Source organism: Bacteroides sp. M10 (genome assembly GCF_014334015.1).
Lineage (GTDB): Bacteria > Bacteroidota > Bacteroidia > Bacteroidales > Bacteroidaceae > Bacteroides > Bacteroides intestinigallinarum.
In genome coordinates, this window is record NZ_CP060488.1 from 2,508,585 (window position 1) to 2,532,237 (window position 23,653).

Here is a 23,653-nt window from a genome sequence, read left to right on the forward strand (position 1 = left end):
TATTCAGTTATTAAAGTTAACGATTATTGAGTAACGGAACCTGTTTTCTGAACAAAGTTCAGATTTATTTTCTGCCCTGCCTTAACGTTTATCGCATATTCAGGACCTATTTCCGACCAACTGTCAATCACACTTTTGTTTTCACGGAACACGATTTTTCCATTAGGTATAGCGAACTCCGTACGCCACCAGTCTTCTCCCGGAACTTTGACGGACATACGCAATTCTCCGCCTCCGGTGCATACCGGTGAAACAAAGTCTGCATCTGCCGTTGTTGGTGCTTGGAATTTGCCTTTATCGCCGAATGTCCAATCTCCTATAGCATTGCCTATCAGACAAACTTCGCCCGGAGCAATATCCAGCGTAAAGGCATAATCAGTCCCTTTGATGCTTACAGACATGATCACTGTATACCAGCCTGTGACATTAACGCTGATATTTTGTCCGCCAAATCCATCATCCGATCCGGTGAATGCATCCGAGGCTATTGTCAGACGTGGATCGTTGAATCCGATGTATTCTCCTTCTTTAGTACCGAACTTGAACATATCAGTGCCTCCGAGATAGAATAAACCGAAGAACTTGGACATTCCGTTTACTGCTGCCAAAGGCACCCAGTTGCTCCAATTACTACCTGCCATCGAGCCATTGATAAATATACTGGAAGGTAATTCGAGAGGCGGTACAGCTTTATATCCCAATACTTTGGGAAGTTCAATTACATTCGAAAAAGCGATGCCACGACCACTATCGGTCAGTTCCGCTTTCAGGCGTACATAAACGGGTATGGGAGTGGTCGGAAATTCTTCATCGGAGGATGCACTCCACAAGTCTCCCAGTGCCAATGCAAATTCTAAAGCTTTCACTTCCATTTTGGCAGAAGAATGGGTAGTACCCAAAGTTGTATAATTAGCTTCCGTATTTGTCTCTGCATGAGCGTCAACGAAATTTTCTTCCAGTGAAATTTGTACTGAATAAGTGGTTGCCATCGGAATCCCGTAATCCGGTTGTGTACAGGTTAATTCCAATGATTCGGAGTTTTTAAGGTCGTACACGTTGTTGGAAGCAAAAGCTGGCACATTCAGTACGAACGTATCCGGTTCGTTCAACACAGGGTTGCTGTCACGGTCTGCTTCACAGGCGGACAGAGCTAGTAGCCCCATTGTCAATGTAAATAGTTTATATAGGTTTTTCATTGTTTTCAGTCTTTAAAACGTGAATAAAGGTTCTATCAATATCCCGGATTCTGAGTCATATTTGTATTCGTCAGCGTTTCTGTTTTCGGTATCGGATAGAGATTATAGATCGAACTCACACCGTTTCCTTCAAAGGAACCGCCTTTCCAATCCCAGAGGTAGGTGCTTGAGGTGAAATAGCCATAACGGATCAAATCTGTGCGTCTGAATCCTTCCAGATACAATTCGCGGGCACGTTCATCCAGAATATAATCTAATGTCAGGTTATTGGCAGAGGGTATTTCTGTTGCTTTGGCACGGTCTCTGAGGGCTTTGATATCCAACCAAGCATTTTGTTGTGCATTTGCGCCGCCTGCTCTCAAATAGGCTTCCGCGCGAATCAGATAAGCTTCCGCCAAACGGAAGAACGGAATGTCCGTATCAGGAATTTTAGCATCGTGAGCGGGTTGTCCGTCCGAGCGCAGATTACTCCATTTCATAAATGAAAGTCCGTCGGTGAATTTACCTACACTTTCCAGTTCGGCTTTGCGACCGGTTGTATAGAACAAGGCGCGTTCATCTTTTGCAGCAGCCTGCACATCTCTCACATTCTGCCATTTATTATCGGTATATTCGGTGAAAGGAATATCCTCACTGTTTGCGAAGAACTTGTCAACCAGTGCTTTGCGTGTACGGATACATTCCCAAGGGTCATTTGTTCCGCGATTCGGCATGTCGCTCTTTTGCGTTGCAGCAATCAGGAAGTAACTTCCTCCGTAACTCTTTGCTTGTACACCATCCTGACGGATAGAAAGGATGATTTCTTTTTTAGCATCGGGATTTTCATCATTGTCTGCCATAAAAAGTTGTTCGTAATTTCCACACAATCCGTATCCATTGGAGGGATCGAGCACTTTGCCGGCATAGGTGATAGCATCATTCCAACGCGGTTGTCCGGTGTATACTTCGGCATTGAGATACAAACGGGCACGCAGCAACCAGCAAGCAGCTTTGTCGGCACGTCCGAAAGGAGCTTGACGCGGTTCGCTCATATCATTTTCGATGCTTTCCAGTTCGCTTTCAATATAAGCGAACAGTTCGGAGGCCGTCTTTTGAGGAGGATTCTCTTTGGAGAAGTGTTCGGTGAAAGGAGCTTTTCCGAAGGTGTCCATCAGATAATAGTAAAATAAGGAACGGAGAAAACGGGCTTCGGCACGTTGCTGAACGGAGGTAGCATCCTCTTTTCCGGCGATCTGATCCAGGAAGAAATTGCAGAGTGTGATATTATATGCTAAACGATTATATAATATTTCTGTCTGCTGATGAGAGGAGTTCCAACGCATATAAGTTAGTTCGGGGATACCGGCATTTTCTTGCCAGGTCCATATCATCTCATCAGTGCCATATTCATTGTTAGTGAAAAGAGCGCGATAGAAACAGGATTGACCTTCGTCCTTTACTGCGATATCCGGATCTTCGCTCAATTTTTGTCCGGTAAGTCCCAGTGAAGCGTATAGTTTGGTAAAGTACATATCTTGGTCGAAGGTGGCAGTCATCTGAGGATCGATTGGAGATATATCCAGGTCATTGATACAGGAGGTCATTCCGGTGGTCAGGCTAAGGAACAACGCTGCTGAAACTATTGATTTTATATATTTGAACTTCATAATAGTCTACTTTTTAATAAATTACAATCTTAGAACTGAAGACTTAGCCCGAACAGGATAGTGATCGGATGAGGATAAATGTTCCTGTCAATACCTGCTACTCCGGCATCATTTCCTGAACTGATAACCGATTCAGGATCGAGTCCTGTATACTTGGTGATAACGAAGGGATTCTGTACAGTACCGTAAATACGGCCGTTGATACCTTTATAAGCCTGGGACTTCAGTAAATTTTTGAAGCTATAACCTACTGTTATGTTATCACAACGCAAGAATGAAGCATTCTCAACGAAACGATCGGACAGATAATAGTCTCCCTTTCCTTCAAATCCCAGATTCACGGCAGCTGTCGGGCGGTTGGAATAGTATCCATGATTAAAGATTCCTCCCTTGCCGACACTGGATTTACTGGCCAGTACGTCATTGTACACATAGTTATTCAGGCTGGCACGGAGGGCAAAGCTTAAATCCCAATTTTTATAAGTGAATTTGGAAGTCAGTCCCATCAATACGTCAGCGGCAGGTTTTTTATAGATATATTTGTCCGAAGCGTTGATGACACCATCTCCGTTACGGTCTACGAACATGTTTTCAATCGGTTTTCCATCCTTATCATACACTTGTTGGTAAACGAAGAATGAGTTCATCGGATAACCTACTTTCTGTACCTGGCAGGTTGCACCGCTAATACCAGTAGATACACCTCCGGTTTCTACATAGTAATTAGAATCATCTCCTCCGGTCAGTTTAGTGATTTCATTTTTGTTCCAAGTGATGTTATATCCCAAGTCCCAGACAAAATCTTTGGTTACAATAGGTTTGGCATTGATGGTGAATTCAAGCCCCGTATTTTTTAATGAACCGATGTTGCTGATCAGTTGGGTATTAAAGTTAGTCCCCGCCGCAATCTTTACGGTATTGATTAAATCGTCGGTTTTCCGGTAATAGTAATCCATCGAGCCGGAGATACGTCCGTTCAGGAAAGCAAAGTCGAAACCTGCGTTATAAGTCGTTGTCTCTTCCCATTTCAGGTCTTCGTTATAAGCTTTAGGACGCATAGTGCCATAATAGGTATCCCCGAAAGGATAATAACCTCCGGCTGCGTTGACGCGGTACAGTGCCATATAAGGGAAATCATAATCGTCGCCTAAGTTCTGCTGACCCGTGATACCCCATCCGAGGCGGAGTTTCAGATCTGACAATACTTCTACGTTTTTCAGGAAATTTTCTTCTTTCAGTTTCCATCCCAAAGCAACAGAAGGGAAGCTACTCCAACGGTTGTCTTTAGAGAAACGGGAAGAACCGTCCTGGCGGAAAGTGGCTGTCAGCAAATAACGGCTAAGTAATGTATAATTTACGCGGGCAAAATAAGAAACTAATGTACTGTGATGTCCCCAGGCTGTTTGTGAGCGCAGATTCGGATTGTAGGCTTCGCCTGTTAACGGATTTGTTCCTTGTCCGACTTTATATCCGGTATAGTGGAAATGTTGCTCTTCACCACCCAGTATTACGTCGACATAATGATCCCCGATTTCTTTGGAATATTGTGCATAGGCATTCACCGACAGGTTATATTTGTAGCCGTAGTCAGTCCCGTTCCAACCATAGTAATAAGAGCCCGGGGCATAAGGTGAATTTACATTCTTTTCCTTACCTTCCGAGTAGTCACCGCCTACGTTAGCATGGATATGCAGGTCAGGGAGGAAGTGGAATTTATAGTCTACTTCTACATTGCTGATAAAACTGGTGTTTCTGGAAGTATGTTTCTTTAGTTTCAGTAGGGAAACAGGGTTGGCGGTTGAATTACTTTCCAGTGTAAGCGGCCATTCCGGATCGTTATATGAACTACCGTCACTGGTCGGTTGGTAGAATCCACCGAAGTTTTTGTACATGTCCGAAGAGTCATATACAGGTTGGGTCGGGTCCATGGTCAAAGCTGCGCCGATAGCCCCGTCGTCAGCATAACGTTGGTTGGCCCACATCATTTTAGCATTGATATTGAACTTCAGGTGATCTTTAAAGAAAGAGGGTGTCAGATTGACGGAGGCGGTATAACGCTCGAAATTAGATGTCATCAGGATCCCATTCTGATTGGTGTAACCGAAAGAAACACGATAAGGCATATTTTTCAAACCACCGCTTACAGTCACGTTATGGTCTGTACTAACGGCTGTCTGGAAAATTTCTTTCTGCCAGTCAGTGTTTGCTTCACCGAAGGGGCTTGGAGCATTTCCTTCACCATAAAGTTTGGATACGTATCCTTTGAATTCATTGGCATCCATTACGTCTATTGTCTTTTGCAGTATACCGGCGGAAACGTTACCTTCATAGTTCACCTGTGGTTTGCTGCCTGCTTTCCCTTTCTTTGTAGTGATGATAATCACACCATTAGAAGCACGTGAACCATAGATGGCGGTGGCCGAAGCATCTTTCAAAACAGTGAAAGTTTCGATGTCATTCGGGTTTACCATTGCCAAAGGATTAGTCAAACCTTGCACACCGCTATTATCCATTGCCAGTCCGTCGATAACGATCAACGGATCGTTTTTGGCGTTCAATGATGAACCACCGCGAATACGAATCGTAGCTCCTCCACCCGGAGTACCGCTGGAAATTACATTCACACCGGCTATTTTACCTGTTATCATATCCTGTGCGCTGGTGGTTACTCCTTTGCTGATTTTATCCGGCTTGATGGCAGTAACTGATCCCGTCAAGTCGTTTTTCTTTACTGTTCCGTAACCTACAACGACTACGGCGTCCAATACTTGAGAGTCATCTTCCAGTGTGACCATTACCGAAGGAGCTGCTTTAATTTCTGCTGCTTTGTAACCGACGAATGTAATGGACAGAATAGAATTTTGAGGAACATTCAATGTGAAGTTACCGTCAAAGTCAGTGATGGTACCCGTTGTGGTACCCTTGGCAATGACATTGGCGCCAATCACGGGTTCGCCCATAGCATCTTTCACATGTCCTTTGACTGTGATTTGCTGTGCATAAGCGCCCAATGATAAAAACATCCCTATTAACAAGGGGAGAATCGTTTGAACGATTCTAAATTTAACTTGCTTCATGCATTTAAAAAATTAAAGTTAACAATATAGTAATATTATTTCTCTCTCTTAAAAGTTTCTTTAAAAATACCTATTGAAAACACTTTTTTTAAGACTATCCTTTATTTATAGTCTTTTCAATCCCTTAACCTCTGATTTGTTTTTCACCTCTTTGATACTGATTGCGTATCCACCGCCATTGGCAGCGTGCAGATTCAGTTTGCTTTTATTATTCAAGATACCTTTTTTGATGGTGTATGCCTGCGGGTTATCTTTCCAGTCGGCATCTTTGGCATCTGCGTATACGGTAGCGACGTATTGTTTTCCCGGTTCCAGGAAATCGAACGTTAATTGGGAGTCGTGGCCGTTTTCACCGGCTGTGCAGCCTATGTACCAGTCGTCCGTTCCTTTTGCTTTGCGGGCAATTGTGATGTATTCTCCCGGTTCTGCTTCCAGATAGATTGTTTTGTCCCAGTCGAGAGCGACGTCTTTGATAAACTGGAAAGCATCCATAAAGCGTTCGTAGTTTTCCGGAATATCGGCAGCCATCTGCAAAGGGCTATACATGGTGACATACAATGCCAGTTGGCGTGCAATGGTTGAACGTACCTGGGAGTTGTTTGCCGGATTCATCTGGTTACAGTGAGTCTCGAAGATGCCGGGAGTGTAATCCATCGGACCACCGACCAGGCGTGTGAAAGGCAGAATCGTCGTGTGGTATACTTTATTTCCTCCAAATGATTCATATTCTGTTCCACGTGCGGATTCATTACCGATCAGATTGGGATATGTACGGCAGATACCGGTTGGACGGGTTGCTTCGTGTGCATTGACCATGATTTTATAATCGGCGGCTTTTTTCACGGCATACAAGTAATGATTATTCATCCATTGACCGTAATGATGTTCTCCGCGTGGAATGATATTACCCACATAACCGCTTTTAACCGAGTTATATCCATTGTCTACCATGAATTGGTAAGCTTTATCCAGGTGACGTTCGTAGTTGCGAACAGATGCAGAAGTCTCATGGTGCATCATCATTTTAATTCCTTTGCTTGCAGCATAACGATGGATTTCCTGTACGTCGAAATCAGGATATGCAGTCAGGAAGTCAAATACATAGTCTTTGCTGTTGCCGAACCAGTCTTCCCATCCTTCATTCCAACCTTCTACCAGCACTGCATCAAATCCGTTGGCTGCGGCAAAGTCGATGTAACGTTTCACGTTAGCTGTATTGGCAGAATGTTTGCCGTTCGGTTTGGTTTTGGAGTAGTCTGTAACGCCAAGTTTCACGCTGGTCAGTTCATCTGTATAAGCCCAGGAACCTTTTCCGGTAATCATGTCCCACCATACGCCTATATATTTCACCGGTTTAATCCAGGAGGCGGCGTCTGCAATCTTACAAGGTTCGTTCAGGTTGAGGGTGATGCGGGAGGCGAGAATGTTACGTGCATCATCACTGACGATGATCGTACGCCACGGAGAGTTGCACGGAGTCTGCATGTAACCTTTATCCCCTTTTGCATCTGGTGTCAGCCAGGATTCGAATATCATGTTTTTGTCGTCCAGATTGAGGTGCATACAAGAATAATCAATCAAAGCGGCTTCGTGCAGATTGATGTATAAACCATCATCTGTTTTCATCATCAGTGCCGTCTGTACACCTGTCGGTGAAAATGGGGTTTGAGAAGAATTTGGAGTGATCGCCTGTTGCATCAAACCTCTGATTTCCGATAGACGGGAGATGGTGTAGTCGTACTCTTGAGTGTCGTAATCGCCCGGTATCCAGTATGCGATATGGTTGCCTGCCATGGCAAATTGGGAATGTTCTTCCTTGATAACGAAGTAGTTCAGTGATTTCTGTTGCGGAAATTCATAACGGAATCCCAAACCATCATTGAACAGGCGGAAGCGAACAACGATGGAACGGTCGTTCATTGGCTGAAACAGAATGACTGCCAGTTCGTTATACTGATTGCGGATTTCCTTTTCTTCTCCCCAGACTGGTTGCCAGGTTTCGTCAAAGGTAGTCGTTTGCGCATCTTTCAGCTTGAAGCCATTATAAAGATTGGATTTAGAATCGAGCTTGGTGAGGTCTCTGCGGTCTACCCAGTCAAAGTCGGTTCTGGTATTATCTTCTTTTTTCAATTCCAGTCCGAGAGTGCTCGGCTTAATTACCACCTTGCCTTTGTAAGTCAAGTCGTAGGTTGGTGCGCCTTCTTTGTTAACCTGAAAGGTCAGAACCAGATTGCCATCCGGTGAGGTCAGTTTCTGTTGTGCATTCGCAATGAATGAGATGCAAAGGAATGCGATGATCGAAAAAAACTTTTTCTTTTTCATTCTATTTATGGTATTAAATTGTAAGCTAACCGATATTTCTATTCCTGTTTGTTTCGGATATTGCAAATGTAGCAACCACCTTCACTTTTTTGCTTGATTAGAATAAAAATACAAGTTTGTATAAATGCTAGTATCTTGTTTTATAATTGTTTATCTATCTGATTTCATTGGATAAATATAAGTCGTAGTGAACTTGCTTAGAAGGCTAAAAGGTATATCCCACGGCTTGGAAGTGTTAATTCATTTCTTAATTCAATCTTTTTGTCTGTGAGCAAATCATGAGCAGACGAGGTGGAGAGTATTTCCTGATAAGGATGTAAGTCAATAGTCTGTTCCCGGTCGTTTCCATTCAGAAAGACAACGACTGATTGGTTACCGTATTTGCGTTCATAAACATAAATGCCTTTATTGGGTGCGAAATGTTTTAGTTTGCCTTTGGCGATGACTTCATTTCCTTTTCTCCATTGGAGCAGTTTTTGCATAAAAGAGAAGGCTTCATTTTGTTGCGGAGTACGGTTGGTTGCTTCAAAACAGTTTTTGGCGTCATTCTGCCAACCTCCCGGAAAGTCACATCGGAGTAATCCGTCTCCATTTGCTTTGTCGGCTGCCATCAGGATTTCAGTTCCATAATATATTTGTGGAATTCCACGGGTAGTCAGTAAGAATGTCAAGGCTTGTTTATATCGGTTCAGGTTCTTGGTATCTTCCTCCGAACGGTAGAAACGGGAAGTATCGTGATTATCGAGGAAGGTCAGCAGACTCATTGGATCGGCGTAGACAATATCCTGTGAGAGGTATTCGTAGAGTCTGAAAAGTCCTCCGTTCCATTCGGTGGTTTCTTCGTCGAAAGCTTTATTTATTTCTTCCATCAGTGGGAAATCCATGACAGTAGGAAGATAACTGTTTTTCGGATAAGCAAGTTTACTGTCTTTCTGCCAGTAGGAGATCAGTACATTGCTGCCCAGCCATGTCTCACCGACAATGTTGAATGAAGGATATTCATCATTGACCGCTTTGCACCAATGCGCCATCATTTCAAAGTCGGCGTAAGGATGTGTATCCTGGCGGATTCCGTTGATACCCGCATATTCTATCCACCAGATACTACTCTGTATCAGGTAAGTGGCTACGTGACGGTTTCGTTGGTTGAAGTCCGGCATAGTCAGTGTGAACCAACCGTCAATGGCCAGCTTTTTATCATAATCGGAAGTATAAGGGTCCATTTGGGTGGCAGTTTTGAAACTGGTCTGCATGTAGTTTCCCTCAAAGTTGAACCAATCTTTGGCAGGCATGTCTTTGAATAGATAATTGTTCGAACCGCAATGGTTGAAGATCATGTCCATGACTACCTTTAGCCCTTTAGCATTGGCTTCTTTTACGAGATTGCGAAACTCTTCATTGCTTCCGAGGCGACGGTCTACTTGATAGTAATCGGTGATGGCATATCCATGATAAGAGCCTTCCTTCATGTCATTTTCCTGAATCGGGTTAAGCCATATACTCGTAACTCCGAGGTCTGCAATATAATCCAAATGTTTCTCTATTCCTTTTAAATCACCGCCATGACGGGCGAAAGGTTCGTTGCGGTCTATGTTTGCTTCCAACATTCCGGGAATTATATCATTGGAGGGGTTGCCGTTGGCAAAGCGGTCCGGCATAATGAGATAAAGTACATCACTGGAGTTGAAGCCTTCTACTGCTGAAGCATTCTCTTTGCGCTGTTTAAGTTCGTATGGTATTTTAGTCTGTTTTTTACCTTGTTTCAGGAGAATGTCGAAGTGCTGAGGGATAGCTTTTGAAAGATCTAAATATAAGATCAGATAATTAGGATTTTCCTGTTTCACCACGTCCTGCAGGGTGATGTCATTAGAAGAAATACTTACCTCTGCGGATGATATGCCATCGCCGTATAGAAGTATTTGTAGTTCGGGATTCTTCATTCCTGCCCACCAAAAGGTAGGAGCCACTTTCTTTATATTGGTTGCGGCGAATGCTTGATGATAACCCGATAGAAGTAATAGTAAAATAGCAAATAACAAATTTCGTTTCATGGTAGCTAGATTTTTAACTGTTTGCTCGGAGAACCGATGATGCAAATGTAGGGGGATGCTGTGCACCTTTGTGAGATTAGAATGGAAATATAAACCTGTTATCTGACTATGTTGCTGATAATTAGTTGGATATTCTAATACCTTATGCCGAAAAATACAAGTGAAAATGAAAATAGTTATACCCATATTTTTCGTTTTCATTACTATATTTCTTATATTTGTAACATCTTTAAAAAGGAACCTTATGAAAAATCTAACCCTTTATATGCTATTTCTTCTTTTGCTCTTTCCTTTTTCGTTGTGTGCAATGCATACGGATAATGCGGCTGCTCTTAAAAAGCTGGATGAAGTTATAAGCAAGAAAGAGACTTTCCAGATTCGGAAAGAGAAAGAGATTAATAACTTGAAATTAGAACTTGCCCATTCTACTGATCCTGTTCGAAAATATGAATTATATGCCTCTCTTTTTGGTGCTTATTTGCATTATCAGGCAGACTCGTCCTTATATTATATTAACCGTGAGATGGAAATCCTTCCATTGTTGAACCGCCCGGAATTGGAGTATGAGATCATCATTAATCGTGCTACGGTAATGGGAGTAATGGGAATGTATATAGAAGCCATTGAACAGTTGGAGAGGATTGATCCTAAAAAATTGAATGAGTGGACTCGGTTATCTTATTATCAGACGTATCGTGCCTGCTACGGGTGGTTAGCAGATTATACGACCAATAAGAATGAAAAAGAAAAGTATTTGAAGAAAACCGATTTATATAGAGATTCCATTATTGCTGCGATGCCTCCAGAGGCAAACAAAACGATTGTTTTAGCCGAAAAATGCATAATGAACGGGAAAGCCGATGTCGCTGTGGATATGCTGAACAATGCTTTGAAAGAAATTCAGGATGAACGTCAGAAAGTATATATTTATTATACTCTTTCCGAAGCTTATAGTATGAAGAAAGATATCGAAAAAGAAGTTTACTATCTGATTCTGACTGCCATTGCGGATCTGGAAACTCCGGTGAGGGAGTATGCTTCATTGCAGAAACTCGCGCATCTGATGTATGAATCAGGAGATATTGACCGTGCCTACAAATACTTGAGTTGCTCGATGGAAGATGCTGTGGCGTGTAATGCCCGTTTGCGGTTTATTGAGGTGACGGAGTTTTTTCCGATTATCGACAAGGCGTATAAATTAAAAGAAGAAAAAGAACGTGCCGTTTCCCGCGCTATGTTGATTAGTGTCAGTTTGTTGTCTTTGTTTCTTCTGATTGCTATTTTCTATCTATATCGTTGGATGAAGAAGTTGTCTGTTATGCGGCGGAATCTTAGTCTGGCTAACAAACAAATGTCTGCGGTCAACGCGGAACTGGAGCAAACCGGAAAAATAAAAGAAGTCTATATCGCCCGCTATCTGGACAGATGTGTCAACTATCTCGACAAACTGGAAACTTATCGTCGTTCATTGGCAAAATTGGCAATGGCATCGCGTATCGAAGATTTGTTTAAAGCTATCAAGTCCGAACAGTTTATCCGGGATGAGCGGGATGAATTCTATAATGAGTTCGACAGGTCTTTTCTGAAACTTTTCCCGAACTTTATTTCAGCTTTCAATAATTTGCTGGTAGAAGAAGGAAGAGTGTATCCTAAATCCGATGAACTTCTGACAACAGAACTTCGTATCTTTGCCCTTATCCGTCTGGGAGTAGTAGACAGTAACAAGATTGCTCATTTTCTCGGTTATTCTTTGGCAACTATCTATAATTATCGTAGCCGGATGCGTAATAAAGCTGCCGGAGATAAAGATATGTTCGAGCAGAATGTAATGAACCTATAATGTTATTCACAGATAGCAATATGTTATTACTTCGTAATATACGAGCCAATAATGCTTGTGTATAAAGCAAATATCTACTTTTAGTGTTCAATAATCCACTGTGCATCTCTCTTTTTTTTCTACCTTTGTAGACAACTAATCTAAAATAAATATACTAGAAAATGAAAAAGTTAGTCTACACACTGTTCTTTGTCCTTATCTCCGTTGTAGCCAACGGGCAGGCAAAGTACGTATTCTATTTCATCGGAGATGGAATGGGAGTCAATCAAGTAAATGGTACGGAGATGTATCAGGCGGAAATTCAAAATGGTCGTATTGGAGTCGAGCCTTTGTTATTTACTCAATTTCCGGTTGCTACCGTAGCAACCACTTTCTCTGCTAAAAATTCAGTAACAGACTCTGCAGCTGCAGGTACTGCATTGGCAACAGGAAAGAAAACTTATAATGGCGCTATTTCTGTAGGAGAAGATAAAAATGCTATTCAGACTGTCGCAGAAAAAGCAAAGAAAGCAGGAAAAAAGGTGGGCGTAACGACTTCTGTCAGTGTGGATCATGCTACTCCTGCCGCATTTTATGCACATCAACCCGATCGTAATATGAATTATGAAATTGCTCTTGATTTGCCGAAAGCCAATTTCGATTTTTATGCAGGCGGTGGTTTCTTGAAACCTACCACCACTTATGACAAGAAAGAAGCTCCGAGCATTTTCCCTATTTTTGAAGAGGCAGGATATACAGTAGCACGTGGTTACAATGACTATAAGGCAAAAGCTGCAAAAGCAGAAAAGATGATCTTGATTCAGGAAGAGGGAGCCAATCCTTCTTGTCTGCCTTATGCTATTGACCGCAAAGAGAATGATTTGACATTAGCACAAATTACGGAAAGTGCTATTGACTTTCTTACTAAAGGCAATAATAAAGGCTTTTTCCTGATGGTAGAAGGAGGTAAAATAGACTGGGCATGCCACGCTAATGACGCCGCTACTGTGTTCAACGAAGTGAAAGACATGGATAATGCCATCAAAGTAGCTTATGAATTCTATAAGAAACATCCGAAAGAAACGCTGATTGTGATTACCGCAGACCATGAAACAGGTGGTATCGTGCTCGGTACGGGAAAATATGCGTTGAACCTGAAAGCATTGCAATATCAGAAACATTCTGCTGACGGACTTTCACAACGTATCAGTGAATTGAGAAAATCAAAAGGCAATAAAGTCACTTGGGAGGACATGAAAACATTCCTCGGCGAAGAAATGGGCTTCTGGAAACAATTTCCTATTTCTTGGGAACAGGAAAAAACGTTGCGTGATGAGTTTGAGAAATCATTCGTGAAGAATAAAGTTGTATTTGCTGAAAGTCTGTATTCTAAGAGCGAGCCGATGGCTGCACGTGCGAAAGAAGTGATGGATGAAATAGCTATGATAGGATGGGTAAGTGGCGGACACTCTGCTGGTTATGTTCCTGTATTTGCTATTGGTGCAGGTTCTCAACTGTTTGGTGAGAAGATTGATAATACAGAAATTCCTAAAAGAATTGCGAAAGCTGCAGGATATAAATAATAGAACTGTATGAATATAAAAAATAGCCGGGAGTCCAAGGACTTCCGGCTATTTTTATATGTTCTTGCAAATTATGCTTTCACACGTCCTACGTAAGAACCGTCACGAGTATCGATTTCGATTGTTTCACCCTCGCTGATGAACAAAGGAACACGTACTGTTGCACCTGATTCCACAGTTGCAGGTTTCAGTGTGTTAGTAGCTGTATCGCCTTTCATACCCGGTTCTGTGTAAGTCACCTTCATCTGAACCTTGATCGGCATGTCTGCATAAAGTACAGTTTCAGTAGAAGCATCAGAAACAACTTCCAATACTGAACCTTCGAGCAGGAAGTCAACACCATTAATCAGATCGTGAGCGATAGGATGTTGATCGAATGTTTCCTGGTTCATAAAGATATAATCTTCTCCTTCTTTATACAAAAATTGGTATGGACGACGTTCTACACGTACATCTTCCAACTTTTCACCGATGTTGAAACGGCGTTCGAGAACGTATCCGCTAACTACATCTTTCAGTTTAGTACGCATAAAAGTGTTACCTTTACCTGGTTTTACATGCAGGAATTCTACACAGAAATAGAGCTTTCCGTCCATACGGATACAAGTTCCGTTTTTGATGTCTTGAGCATTAATCATACTGCTATTTTTCTTATTATATTATTGTTATTTAATTGTTTTCGCAGGAATTCGACTGCAAAAGTAATCTAAATCGGTAAAAAACACAAAAACTTTTGAGCAAAAATGAGTTATCTCTTGGTTAATTTAAAAAAAGTGCCTATTTTTGCAGCCCGATTACGTAGAATAATAACATAAAAACAAGATACAGTAATGAAAAGAACATTTCAACCCTCTAACAGAAAGAGAAAGAACAAACACGGTTTCCGTGAGAGAATGGCATCGGCTAATGGTCGTAGAGTATTAGCTGCTCGTCGTGCGAAAGGCAGAAAGAAACTGACTGTTTCTGATGAGTACAACGGACAAAAGTGATAATCACTTGTCATCAGGAAACAAAAAAGGCGGAGAATTTAATCTTCGCCTTTTTTGTTTCTCTGTTTTTCAAGGGGATAGTATGTTAAAAAGCGGTATTGTTTGCTCTTATTTATGACTTTTTGCTTTTCTTTGTGAGATTAAATAAAACTCATAAACGAACATACGCGATGGTAGAGTATATCCGGGACTTGAAAACCCGTATCATTATAATAAGGTTGTTGAAATCTATAGGAGTGGGGATTATAGTTGCAGCAATTCTGGCGATGATAAGCGTCTTTGCATAATAGGTAGGGACATTTTTCATCGCCTACTTTTTAAAAGTTCAACTATTTTGTCGTATCTTTGGCGCATATTAACAGCAATGCGTATGACTATTAAAGAATTCTTTTCTTTTAAAACCAATAAATATTTCTGGGTGAATATTATCGCCATGATTGTGGTGATGGTAGTGATGATATTTGGTGTGTTGAAATGGCTTGATATACATACACATCATGGTGAAAGCGTGGTAGTTCCCGATGTAAAGGGAATGACAGTGGAAGAAGCTACGAAGATGTTTCAGAATCACGGTTTGGTATATGTGATTTCTGATACCAAATATGTCAAAGATAAAGCAGCGGGTATCATTCTTGAACTGAAACCGGGAGCCGGTGAAAAAGTGAAGGAAGGACGTACAGTATACCTGACAGTCAATACGCTGGATGTCCCTTTACGTGCCATTCCCGATGTGGCGGACAACAGCTCGCTCCGCCAGGCACAGGCCAAGTTACTGAATGCCGGTTTTAAACTGAATCAGATTCAATTGGTAAATGGTGAGAAAGACTGGGTGTACGGCGTGAAGTATCAGGGACGTCAGTTGGCTGCCGGAGAAAAGATTCCTTTGGGAGCTTCTTTGACATTGATGGTGGGAGACGGCTCCGGTGACATGTCGGAAGAAGAGGACTCGGTCGATGTTTCCGTGGATACGGAGAAACCGGTTACGTCGGAATCATCACCTGCTCAAGATGATAGTTGGTTTTAATAGATAAATAACAGAAACGGACTCGCATGATAGAGGAAGAACTTCCGGATGAACTGGAGAATGATTTGGATGATATAGAACCTGTCGGTGACGAATCCCAGCTTTACGAACACTTCCGCGTGGTTGTAGACAAGGGACAGGCGATGGTCAGAGTCGACAAATATCTGTTCGAACGTATTGTCAATGCTTCGCGCAACCGTATTCAGAAGGCTGCCGAAGACGGATTCGTTATGGCCAATGGCAAACCGGTGAAGAGTAGCTACAAAGTGAAACCGCTGGATGTCATTACGGTGATGATGGACCGTCCCCGTTATGAAAATGAAATTATTCCTGAAAATATTCCCCTTACTATCGTTTATGAAGACCCTTATCTGATGGTTGTGAATAAACCGGCGGGATTGGTCGTGCATCCGGGACACGGAAACTATCACGGCACGCTGGTCAATGCGCTGGCCTGGCACATGAAGGATATACCGGATTATGATGCCAATGACCCGCACGTGGGACTTGTTCATCGCATCGATAAAGATACTTCAGGCTTACTGGTGATTGCCAAGACACCGGATGCCAAAACAAATCTGGGAATTCAATTTTTTAATAAGACTACCAAACGCAAATATCGTGCTTTGGTGTGGGGTGTTGTGGAACAGGATGAAGGAACGATTGTCGGTAATATTGCCCGTAATCCGAGAGACCGGATGCAAATGGCGGTGATGTCCGATCCGACAGTGGGCAAACATGCCGTTACACACTACCGCGTACTGGAAAGACTGGGATACGTAACCCTTGTGGAATGTATACTTGAGACAGGACGTACTCATCAGATTCGTGTCCACATGAAACATATCGGTCATGTGTTGTTCAATGACGAACGCTATGGCGGTCATGAGATACTGAAAGGAACCCATTTTAGTAAATACAAACAGTTTGTAAATAATTGCTTTGACACTTGTCCCCGACAGGCTTTGCATGCTATGACGTTGGGGTTTGTGCATCCCGTCACAGGTGAAGAGATGTATTTTACTTCCGAACTTCCGGATGACATGACCCGGCTTATCGAGAAGTGGAGAGGCTATATAAGTAATAGAGAATTAGAATGAAACGCAACATCGCTATCGTAGCAGGAGGAGATACCTCTGAAATCGTAGTTTCCCTGCGTAGCGCACAGGGTATTTATTCCTTTATTGATAAGGAAAAGTATAATTTGTATATCGTGGAGATGGAAGGCCGTCGCTGGGAAGTACAATTACCGGACGGAAACAAAGTGCCGGTGGATAGAAACGACTTTAGTTTTACGAACGGAACGGAAAAGGTTGTGTTCGACTTTGCTTATATCACCATCCACGGTACGCCGGGTGAGGATGGCAGGCTGCAAGGCTATTTTGATATGATGCGTATTCCGTATTCCTGTTGTGGAGTGTTGGCGGCTGCCATTACTTATGACAAGTTTACCTGCAATCAATATCTGAAGGCTTTTGGAGTGCGCATTGCCGAATCATTGTTGTTGCGCCGGGGACAATCGGTTTCTGACGAGGAAGTAGTGGAAAAGATTGGCCTGCCTTGTTTTATCAAGCCTAGTCTGGGAGGTTCGAGTTTCGGAGTTACGAAAGTGAAGACAAAAGAACAAATACAACCGGCCATTGTTAAAGCTTTCGGAGAAGCGGAAGAGGTGATTGTTGAAGCGTTTATGGACGGAACGGAACTGACTTGCGGCTGTTATAAGACAAAAGAGAAGTCGGTCATCTTTCCACCTACGGAAGTAGTGACGCACAATGAGTTCTTTGATTATGATGCTAAATATAATGGACAGGTAGATGAAATCACTCCTGCGCGTATTTCGGATGAATTGACCAAACGCGTACAGATGCTGACTTCAGCTATCTATGATATATTAGGTTGTTCCGGCATTATCCGTGTAGATTACATTATAACTGCCGGTGAAAAACTGAATCTTCTCGAAGTCAACACTACTCCGGGAATGACTACTACCAGTTTTATTCCCCAGCAAGTGCGTGCAGCCGGACTGGATATAAAGGATGTGATGACTGATATTATTGAAAACAAGTTTTAAGTATTAAGTATCAAGTATAAAGTATTAACCATGCGGTTTGTACGCAGTCTAATACTTTATACTTATTACTTAATACTTGAGCACATAATACTTGAGACTTATGGATCTGACAGAGTTTAATGAAATTCGTCCTTACAATGATGAGGAACTTCCTCAAATCTTTGAGGAACTGATTGCCGATCCGGCTTTTCAGAAAGCTGCTACCGGTGCTATACCGAACGTTCCATTTGAACTTCTGGCGCAAAAAATGCGTGCCTGTAAGACTAAGCTTGATTTTCAGGAGGCATTTTGCTATGGCATTTTGTGGAAGATAGCGGCAGATCATACTGCCGGACTGACACTGGATCATACCGCCATACCGGATAAAAGCAAAGCTTATACGTATATATCGAATCATAGAGATATTATTCTTGATTCGGGCTTTCTCTCTATTTTATTGATTGACCAGGGAATGGATACGGTAGAAATTGCGATTGGCGACAATTTGCTTATTTATCCCTGGATTAAGAAACTGGTGCGTGTCAATAAATCATTTATTGTACAGCGGGCGTTGACCATGCGGCAAATGTTGGAATCTTCAGCGCGTATGTCCCGTTATATGCATTACACCATTTCAGAGAAGAATCAGTCTATTTGGATTGCGCAGCGTGAAGGACGTGCAAAAGATTCGAATGACCGTACACAAGACAGTGTATTGAAAATGTTGGCAATGGGAGGTGAAGGCGATTTGATAGACCGCCTGATGGAAATGAATATTGCTCCGCTTGCTATTTCATACGAATATGATCCGTGTGATTTTCTGAAAGCGCAAGAGTTTCAGCTGAAGAGAGACATCGAAGGATATAAAAAGACGACACAGGACGATTTGATTAATATGCAGACAGGTCTTTTCGGATATAAAGGCAGGGTACATTTTCAGGTTGCTTCTTGTTTGAATGATGACTTGCAAGGCTTGGACCGTTCGTTGCCGAAACCGGATTTGTTTTCCCGTATTTCTGCCTGTCTTGATCGCCGCATTCATCGTAATTACCGGATATATCCGGGAAATTATGTGGCGTATGATTGGCTGAATGGCACAACGGAATTCGCGTCCAATTACACGGAAGAAGAGAAACTGCAGTTTATGAACTATATTGAACAACAATTGGCAAAGATCAAGATTCAGAATAAGGATGAAGACTTTTTGCGTGAGAAGTTGTTATTAATGTATTCCAATCCGTTAGTTAATTATTTAGCAGCTTGCCGATGAAAAGAAGAAAATTACATGTTGTTTGGTTGTGGGGATTGCTTTTCCTGATGACTGCCTGTGGAGATGATGACTATTATTATCCTTCGGTGAAACTGGAATTTGTGACTGTAGAGGCCGGAGAAGACGGTCGCATACAAACGCTTATTCCTGATAAGGGAGAAGTCTTGACAGTTTCGGAAGACCGTACGGGTTCTACTATCTCTCCAAACACTTCCCGACGTGTAATGAGTAACTATGAGGTGCTTTCCGGTGAGAACACCGCTACTATATATTCTTTGCAATCGCTCATAACGCCGGTACCTAAACCGGAAGATGATCCGGTTTACAAGGACGGTATAAAGCTGGATCCGGTAGAGATGGTCAGTATCTGGCTCGGAAGGGATTATCTGAATATGATTTTGAATCTTAAGGTCAGTACGGGCAAGGGACATGTTTTCGGTATAGTGGAAGATGTGTCCGAACTTAAAACAAATGGCATTGTGAATATGTTGTTATACCATGATGCGAACAGTGATGGAGAATACTATAATCGGCGTGCTTACATTTCTGTTCCTTTGGCGCAATATATAGATGAGGAGCATCCGGGTCGGACGATAAAGATTAAATTTAAATATTATACATACGATAAGGATGGCTCTACGATAGATGATAAGTACTGTGATCCCGGGTTTGACTATACTCCGGGACAGAATTGAATAATGGAGTGTATATGTTTAAATTGAATCAATTAATCGTGGGAATATTTTTATTTCTCTCTTCCCTTTTCTCTTGTCAGCAGAAGGGTGATTTTCAATCAATGAATGTAGAGGAGTTTGACTCTCTTATTCAGAATGAGGATATACAACGTCTGGATGTTCGTACGCTTGCGGAATATTCGGAGGGGCATATCACGAAGACGATCAACATCAATGTGATGGATGACTCTTTTGTTTCAATGGCTGATTCATTGTTACGAAAAGATAAACCGGTGGCTGTATATTGTCGTAGTGGAAAACGAAGCAAGAAGGCTGCGGCAATTTTGAGCGAGAAAGGCTATAAAGTCTTTGAGCTTGATAAAGGGTTTAATTCCTGGCAAGAAGCTGATAAAGAAATAGAGAAATAAAGTGCTGATTTATCAGCACTTTATTTCTTTTTGGTTATTTCAGTCCTTCCAATAATCTTTTCAGAACGACAGTAGCCGAGATTTCACGGTTGGCAGCTTCCGGAATCACAATAGATTGCGGACTTTCAATGACATCGTCTGTCACAATCATATTTCTACGAACCGGAAGACAATGCATGAAATAAGCATTGTTGGTAACTGCCATTTGGCGGTCGCTGACAGTCCAATCACGATCTTTGCTTAATATCTGTCCATAGTTGTCGCCAGAATAAGCAGCCCAGTTCTTGGCATATATGAAATCGGCTCCTTCGAAAGCCTTCATCTGGTCATATTCTACTTTTGCGTTACCTACGAATTGCGGATCAAGCTCATAACCTTCGGGATGAGTGATAACAAATTCGTAATCCGTTGCATTCATCCATTCGGCAAAGGAATTAGGGACAGCCTGTGGCAATGGACGTGGATGCGGAGCCCAGGTCATAACCACTTTGGGACGTGCTGTTTTTTTGTATTCCTCGATGGTAATCAGGTCAGCAAAGCTCTGCAATGGGTGACGTGTTGCCGCTTCCATCGAAAAAACGGGACGTCCGGAGTATTGGATGAATTGATTAATAATAGTTTCTTGATAGTCGAAGTCACGGTTTTCAAAACGGGCAAAAGAGCGTACTCCAATGATATCACAATAACATCCCATAACCGGAATGGCTTCTAATATATGTTCCGGTTTATCACCATCCATGATTACGCCACGTTCAGTTTCCAATTTCCATGCACCTTGATTGATATCCAGTACCATTACATTCATTCCCAAATTGATGGCAGCTTTCTGTGTGCTAAGGCGGGTACGTAAACTAGAGTTGAAGAAGATCATCATTAAAGTCTTGTTTCGTCCCAGTTCTACATATTTGAAACGCTCTTTCTTAATTTCGAATGCTTCTGCAAGGGCTGATTTTAAATCGCCAATGTCCTGTACGCAAGTAAATTTTTTCATATCATTTATTTTTTAATTCTCAATTCTCAATTTTCAACTTCTTCTCGTTTGTCCATCTCCTTCAATGACCCATTTGTAAGAAGTGATTTCCTCCAGTCCCATCGGACCGCGTGCGTGTAGCTTTTGCGTGCTGATGCCGATTTCGGCTCCTAATCCGAATTGTGCCCCGTCAGTGAAAGCGGTAGACACATTGGTGTATACGCAAGCTGCGTCCACGATTCTGGTGAATAAGGCTGCACGTTCCCCGTTCTCGGTAACAATACACTCGCTATGTTTAGAACTGTTTTCCTGAATATGTCCTAAGGCATCTTCGAAGCTCTTTACAGTCTTGACAGCCATTTTATAATCCAGAAACTCCGTGCCGAAGCTTTCTGCTTTTGCATGTTCCAGGAGCTCGGCAGGATAGTGCCCTTCCAATGCCTGGTAAGCTTGCGGATCAGCATAAATAATGACATTACTGTCTTTTAGTTGCTCGCAAAGCAGAGGGAGGTCGGCCAATCTCTTCTCATGTATAATGGTGCAGTCCAATGCATTACATACGCTAACTCTACGTGTCTTGGCATTATGAATAATGTTTGCTCCCTTGTTTGTATCCCCAAATTCATCAAAGTAAGTGTGACAGATGCCCGCCCCTGTTTCAATGACAGGAATCCTTGCATTCTCGCGTACGAAATGAATAAGACTGCTGCTGCCTCTGGGGATAATCAAGTCTACGTAGCCCACAGCATTCAGTAATGCTGCCGTAGCCTCTCTATCAGCCGGAAGTAATTCTACAATGTGCGGATTGATTTTGAACTTCTTCAATACTTTGTGAATCACATTGATAATGGCCCGGTTGGAACAATCGGCGTCACTTCCTCCTTTCAATATGCAGGCATTTCCGCTCTTCAGACAAAGGGAGAAAACATCAAAGCTAACATTAGGGCGCGCTTCATAAATGATTCCTATGACTCCGAAAGGAACACTGACTTTCGTCAGCTTCATCCCATTGGGACGAACACTCTCTTTCAACACTTTACCCAAAGGAGAGGGGAGTGTTGCTACATTGCGTGTATCTGCAGCAATACCTTTCAAACGTTCTTCCGTCAGTTTCAACCGATCGTACTTCGGATCATTTTTGTCCATCCGTGTGAGGTCTTTTTCGTTCTCTGAAAGAATGAAAGGTGTTTCTGCAATTGCTGCGTCAGCTACTGCATTTAAAATCTGATTGATGACATCATCATTCAGCAGGGCTAATTCCCGACTTGCTACTTGTACAGCGGCAAAGGTCTCGTTTAAATTTGTAGTCATTTTCTCCTTTTTGTATTAAATGGAAAGATAAACTATGCAAATATAGTAAATAGAAAATAAAACTCTCTATTGATGATTATTCAATGTATAGATAGTCATAGTGTACTACCGGTTTCTTTCCATGCTTGCCAATCGCTTCTTGTACCTGTTTCGAATCACAGTTCACTTTTCCGACGCCGATTTGGTTTCCTTGAAAATCCATGATACGTACAATGTCGTCTTTCTCAAATTCACCTTCAATGTGCGTGATTCCGATCGGGAGGATACTGACAGCTTTTTCAGAGTTTAGAACTTCTGTAGCGCATTCATTGATGTGAATTTCCCCTTTGGCAAAACCTTCGCTATGGGCGATCCATTTTTTGATGCTGGATACCGGTTCGTCTGATGGTATAAAACGTGTACAAAGACTTTCTTCTGGATGCTGTAACAAATCTACGAGAATATTATCTCGCTTCCCGTTGGCAATAATCACTGTAATTCCTTCATCAGCAACTTTGCGGGCAATATTGGTTTTCGTCAACATCCCGCCTCGTCCGAAACTGGACTTAGTTGTCTGAATATAGTTGGATAAGTCTTTGCCGTGACCGATCTTCCGGATAACAGAAGAGTTTGGATCGGAAGGAGAACCATCGTAAATCCCGTCAATATTACTTAGGATGATGAGTGCCTGCGTATCCATCATGGAAGCGATGAGTCCGGACAATTCATCATTATCGGTGAACATCAGCTCGCTGACGGAAATCGTATCGTTTTCGTTGACAATAGGAATGACATTATTTTCAAGCATTACCGTCATGCAATTTTTCTGATTCAGATAATGGCGGCGAGTGCCAAAACTTTCCTTTGTTGTCAGTACCTGGCCGACAGGGATATTGTGCTCACGGAAAAGTTCGTAGTAACGGTTGATTAGTTTGGCCTGACCCACAGCAGAAAACAATTGGCGCTGATCTACACTATCGAGTTTTTTCTGCGGATGCACTTCACTGCGTCCGGAAGCAACAGCTCCCGAAGAAATCAAAATGATTTCTACCCCGGACTTGTGTAATTCCGCTATTTGGTCAACAAGTGCCGACATACGGGTAACGTCTAGCGTTCCGTCGCGGCGCGTCAATACATTGCTTCCTACTTTTACTGCGATTCGTGTAAATTCCTGTTTCATCCTTACTAACGATTTGAAAGCACAAATATAGAGCTTTTTGCCGATATGTTACCAAAACAGGCTAAAAAGAATTATCTTTGCAGC

At 42.3% G+C, this 23,653-nt stretch carries 18 protein-coding genes; 9 read left to right on the forward strand and 9 right to left on the reverse strand.

Features of this window, described 5'->3' with window-relative positions; all coding sequences use genetic code 11:
• Nucleotides 1-23 precede the first annotated feature (23 nt).
• The 5 genes from H8796_RS08870 to H8796_RS08890 all read right to left on the reverse strand — a co-directional run bounded on the left by H8796_RS08870 (nucleotide 24) and on the right by H8796_RS08890 (nucleotide 10,292).
• Nucleotides 24-1,196: a SusF/SusE family outer membrane protein gene (locus tag H8796_RS08870; protein ID WP_117935514.1), complete on the reverse strand. Its 1,173-nt coding sequence runs from the start codon at nucleotides 1,194-1,196 to the stop codon at nucleotides 24-26.
• A 35-nt stretch (nucleotides 1,197-1,231) separates the two neighbouring features.
• Nucleotides 1,232-2,842, reverse strand: a complete 1,611-nt coding sequence (susD, locus tag H8796_RS08875; RefSeq protein ID WP_008024454.1) for a starch-binding outer membrane lipoprotein SusD — start codon at nucleotides 2,840-2,842, stop codon at nucleotides 1,232-1,234.
• A gap of 29 nt (nucleotides 2,843-2,871) precedes the next feature.
• Nucleotides 2,872-5,919, reverse strand: a complete 3,048-nt coding sequence (locus tag H8796_RS08880; protein WP_004299756.1) for a TonB-dependent receptor — start codon at nucleotides 5,917-5,919, stop codon at nucleotides 2,872-2,874.
• Nucleotides 5,920-6,024: 105 nt separating this feature from the next.
• Nucleotides 6,025-8,241: a glycoside hydrolase family 97 protein gene (locus H8796_RS08885; RefSeq protein ID WP_004299757.1), complete on the reverse strand. Its 2,217-nt coding sequence runs from the start codon at nucleotides 8,239-8,241 to the stop codon at nucleotides 6,025-6,027.
• Between the two features lie 197 nt (nucleotides 8,242-8,438).
• Nucleotides 8,439-10,292 (reverse strand): glycoside hydrolase family 13 protein, encoded by a 1,854-nt coding sequence (locus H8796_RS08890; protein ID WP_004299758.1) that lies wholly within the window; start codon nucleotides 10,290-10,292, stop codon nucleotides 8,439-8,441.
• A 244-nt stretch (nucleotides 10,293-10,536) separates the two neighbouring features.
• Between H8796_RS08890 and H8796_RS08895 the strand changes: the two genes are divergently transcribed.
• Together H8796_RS08895 and H8796_RS08900 are read left to right on the forward strand one after the other, a co-directional pair.
• Complete coding sequence (locus H8796_RS08895; protein WP_004305037.1) at nucleotides 10,537-12,132, forward strand: DUF6377 domain-containing protein; 1,596 nt, start codon at nucleotides 10,537-10,539, stop codon at nucleotides 12,130-12,132.
• 161 nt (nucleotides 12,133-12,293) lie between these two features.
• Nucleotides 12,294-13,694 carry an alkaline phosphatase gene (locus H8796_RS08900; protein ID WP_117935515.1) on the forward strand — a complete coding sequence of 467 codons (1,401 nt, stop codon included), beginning with the start codon at nucleotides 12,294-12,296 and terminating at the stop codon, nucleotides 13,692-13,694.
• A gap of 71 nt (nucleotides 13,695-13,765) precedes the next feature.
• Here H8796_RS08900 and efp read toward each other — a convergent pair whose 3' ends face one another.
• On the reverse strand, nucleotides 13,766-14,332 hold the full coding sequence (gene efp / locus H8796_RS08905) for an elongation factor P (protein ID WP_004299761.1): 567 nt from the start codon (nucleotides 14,330-14,332) through the stop codon (nucleotides 13,766-13,768).
• Between the two features lie 192 nt (nucleotides 14,333-14,524).
• On the opposite strand from efp, the gene rpmH reads away from it, so the two are divergent.
• From rpmH to H8796_RS08940, 7 genes are all read left to right on the forward strand, one after another.
• Entirely contained in the window at nucleotides 14,525-14,683 is a 159-nt protein-coding gene (rpmH, locus tag H8796_RS08910) for a 50S ribosomal protein L34 (protein ID WP_004299762.1), read from the forward strand.
• Nucleotides 14,684-15,053: 370 nt separating this feature from the next.
• On the forward strand, nucleotides 15,054-15,707 hold the full coding sequence (locus tag H8796_RS08915; RefSeq protein ID WP_117935598.1) for a PASTA domain-containing protein: 654 nt from the start codon (nucleotides 15,054-15,056) through the stop codon (nucleotides 15,705-15,707).
• Between the two features lie 26 nt (nucleotides 15,708-15,733).
• Nucleotides 15,734-16,807, forward strand: coding sequence for an RluA family pseudouridine synthase (locus H8796_RS08920; protein ID WP_117935519.1), 1,074 nt, complete (start codon nucleotides 15,734-15,736; stop codon nucleotides 16,805-16,807).
• Nucleotides 16,804-17,778 carry a D-alanine--D-alanine ligase gene (locus tag H8796_RS08925; protein ID WP_115483784.1) on the forward strand — a complete coding sequence of 325 codons (975 nt, stop codon included), beginning with the start codon at nucleotides 16,804-16,806 and terminating at the stop codon, nucleotides 17,776-17,778. The genes H8796_RS08920 and H8796_RS08925 overlap by 4 nt, the downstream gene beginning before the upstream one ends.
• 100 nt (nucleotides 17,779-17,878) lie before the next feature.
• Nucleotides 17,879-19,027, forward strand: a complete 1,149-nt coding sequence (locus tag H8796_RS08930) for a 1-acyl-sn-glycerol-3-phosphate acyltransferase (RefSeq protein WP_117935521.1) — start codon at nucleotides 17,879-17,881, stop codon at nucleotides 19,025-19,027.
• Nucleotides 19,024-19,722, forward strand: a complete 699-nt coding sequence (locus H8796_RS08935) for a NigD-like protein (RefSeq protein WP_117935523.1) — start codon at nucleotides 19,024-19,026, stop codon at nucleotides 19,720-19,722. The genes H8796_RS08930 and H8796_RS08935 overlap by 4 nt, the downstream gene beginning before the upstream one ends.
• Before the next feature lie 14 nt (nucleotides 19,723-19,736).
• Complete coding sequence (locus H8796_RS08940; protein WP_117935525.1) at nucleotides 19,737-20,129, forward strand: rhodanese-like domain-containing protein; 393 nt, start codon at nucleotides 19,737-19,739, stop codon at nucleotides 20,127-20,129.
• Nucleotides 20,130-20,163: 34 nt separating this feature from the next.
• On the opposite strand, the gene H8796_RS08945 is transcribed toward H8796_RS08940, so the two are convergent.
• From H8796_RS08945 to proB, 3 genes are all read right to left on the reverse strand, one after another.
• Nucleotides 20,164-21,120, reverse strand: a complete 957-nt coding sequence (locus H8796_RS08945) for an acetylornithine carbamoyltransferase (protein WP_117935527.1) — start codon at nucleotides 21,118-21,120, stop codon at nucleotides 20,164-20,166.
• A gap of 33 nt (nucleotides 21,121-21,153) precedes the next feature.
• Entirely contained in the window at nucleotides 21,154-22,410 is a 1,257-nt protein-coding gene (locus H8796_RS08950; RefSeq protein WP_117935529.1) for a glutamate-5-semialdehyde dehydrogenase, read from the reverse strand.
• Between the two features lie 76 nt (nucleotides 22,411-22,486).
• On the reverse strand, nucleotides 22,487-23,569 hold the full coding sequence (proB, locus tag H8796_RS08955) for a glutamate 5-kinase (protein ID WP_117935531.1): 1,083 nt from the start codon (nucleotides 23,567-23,569) through the stop codon (nucleotides 22,487-22,489).
• Between the last annotated feature and the right edge of the window lie 84 nt (nucleotides 23,570-23,653).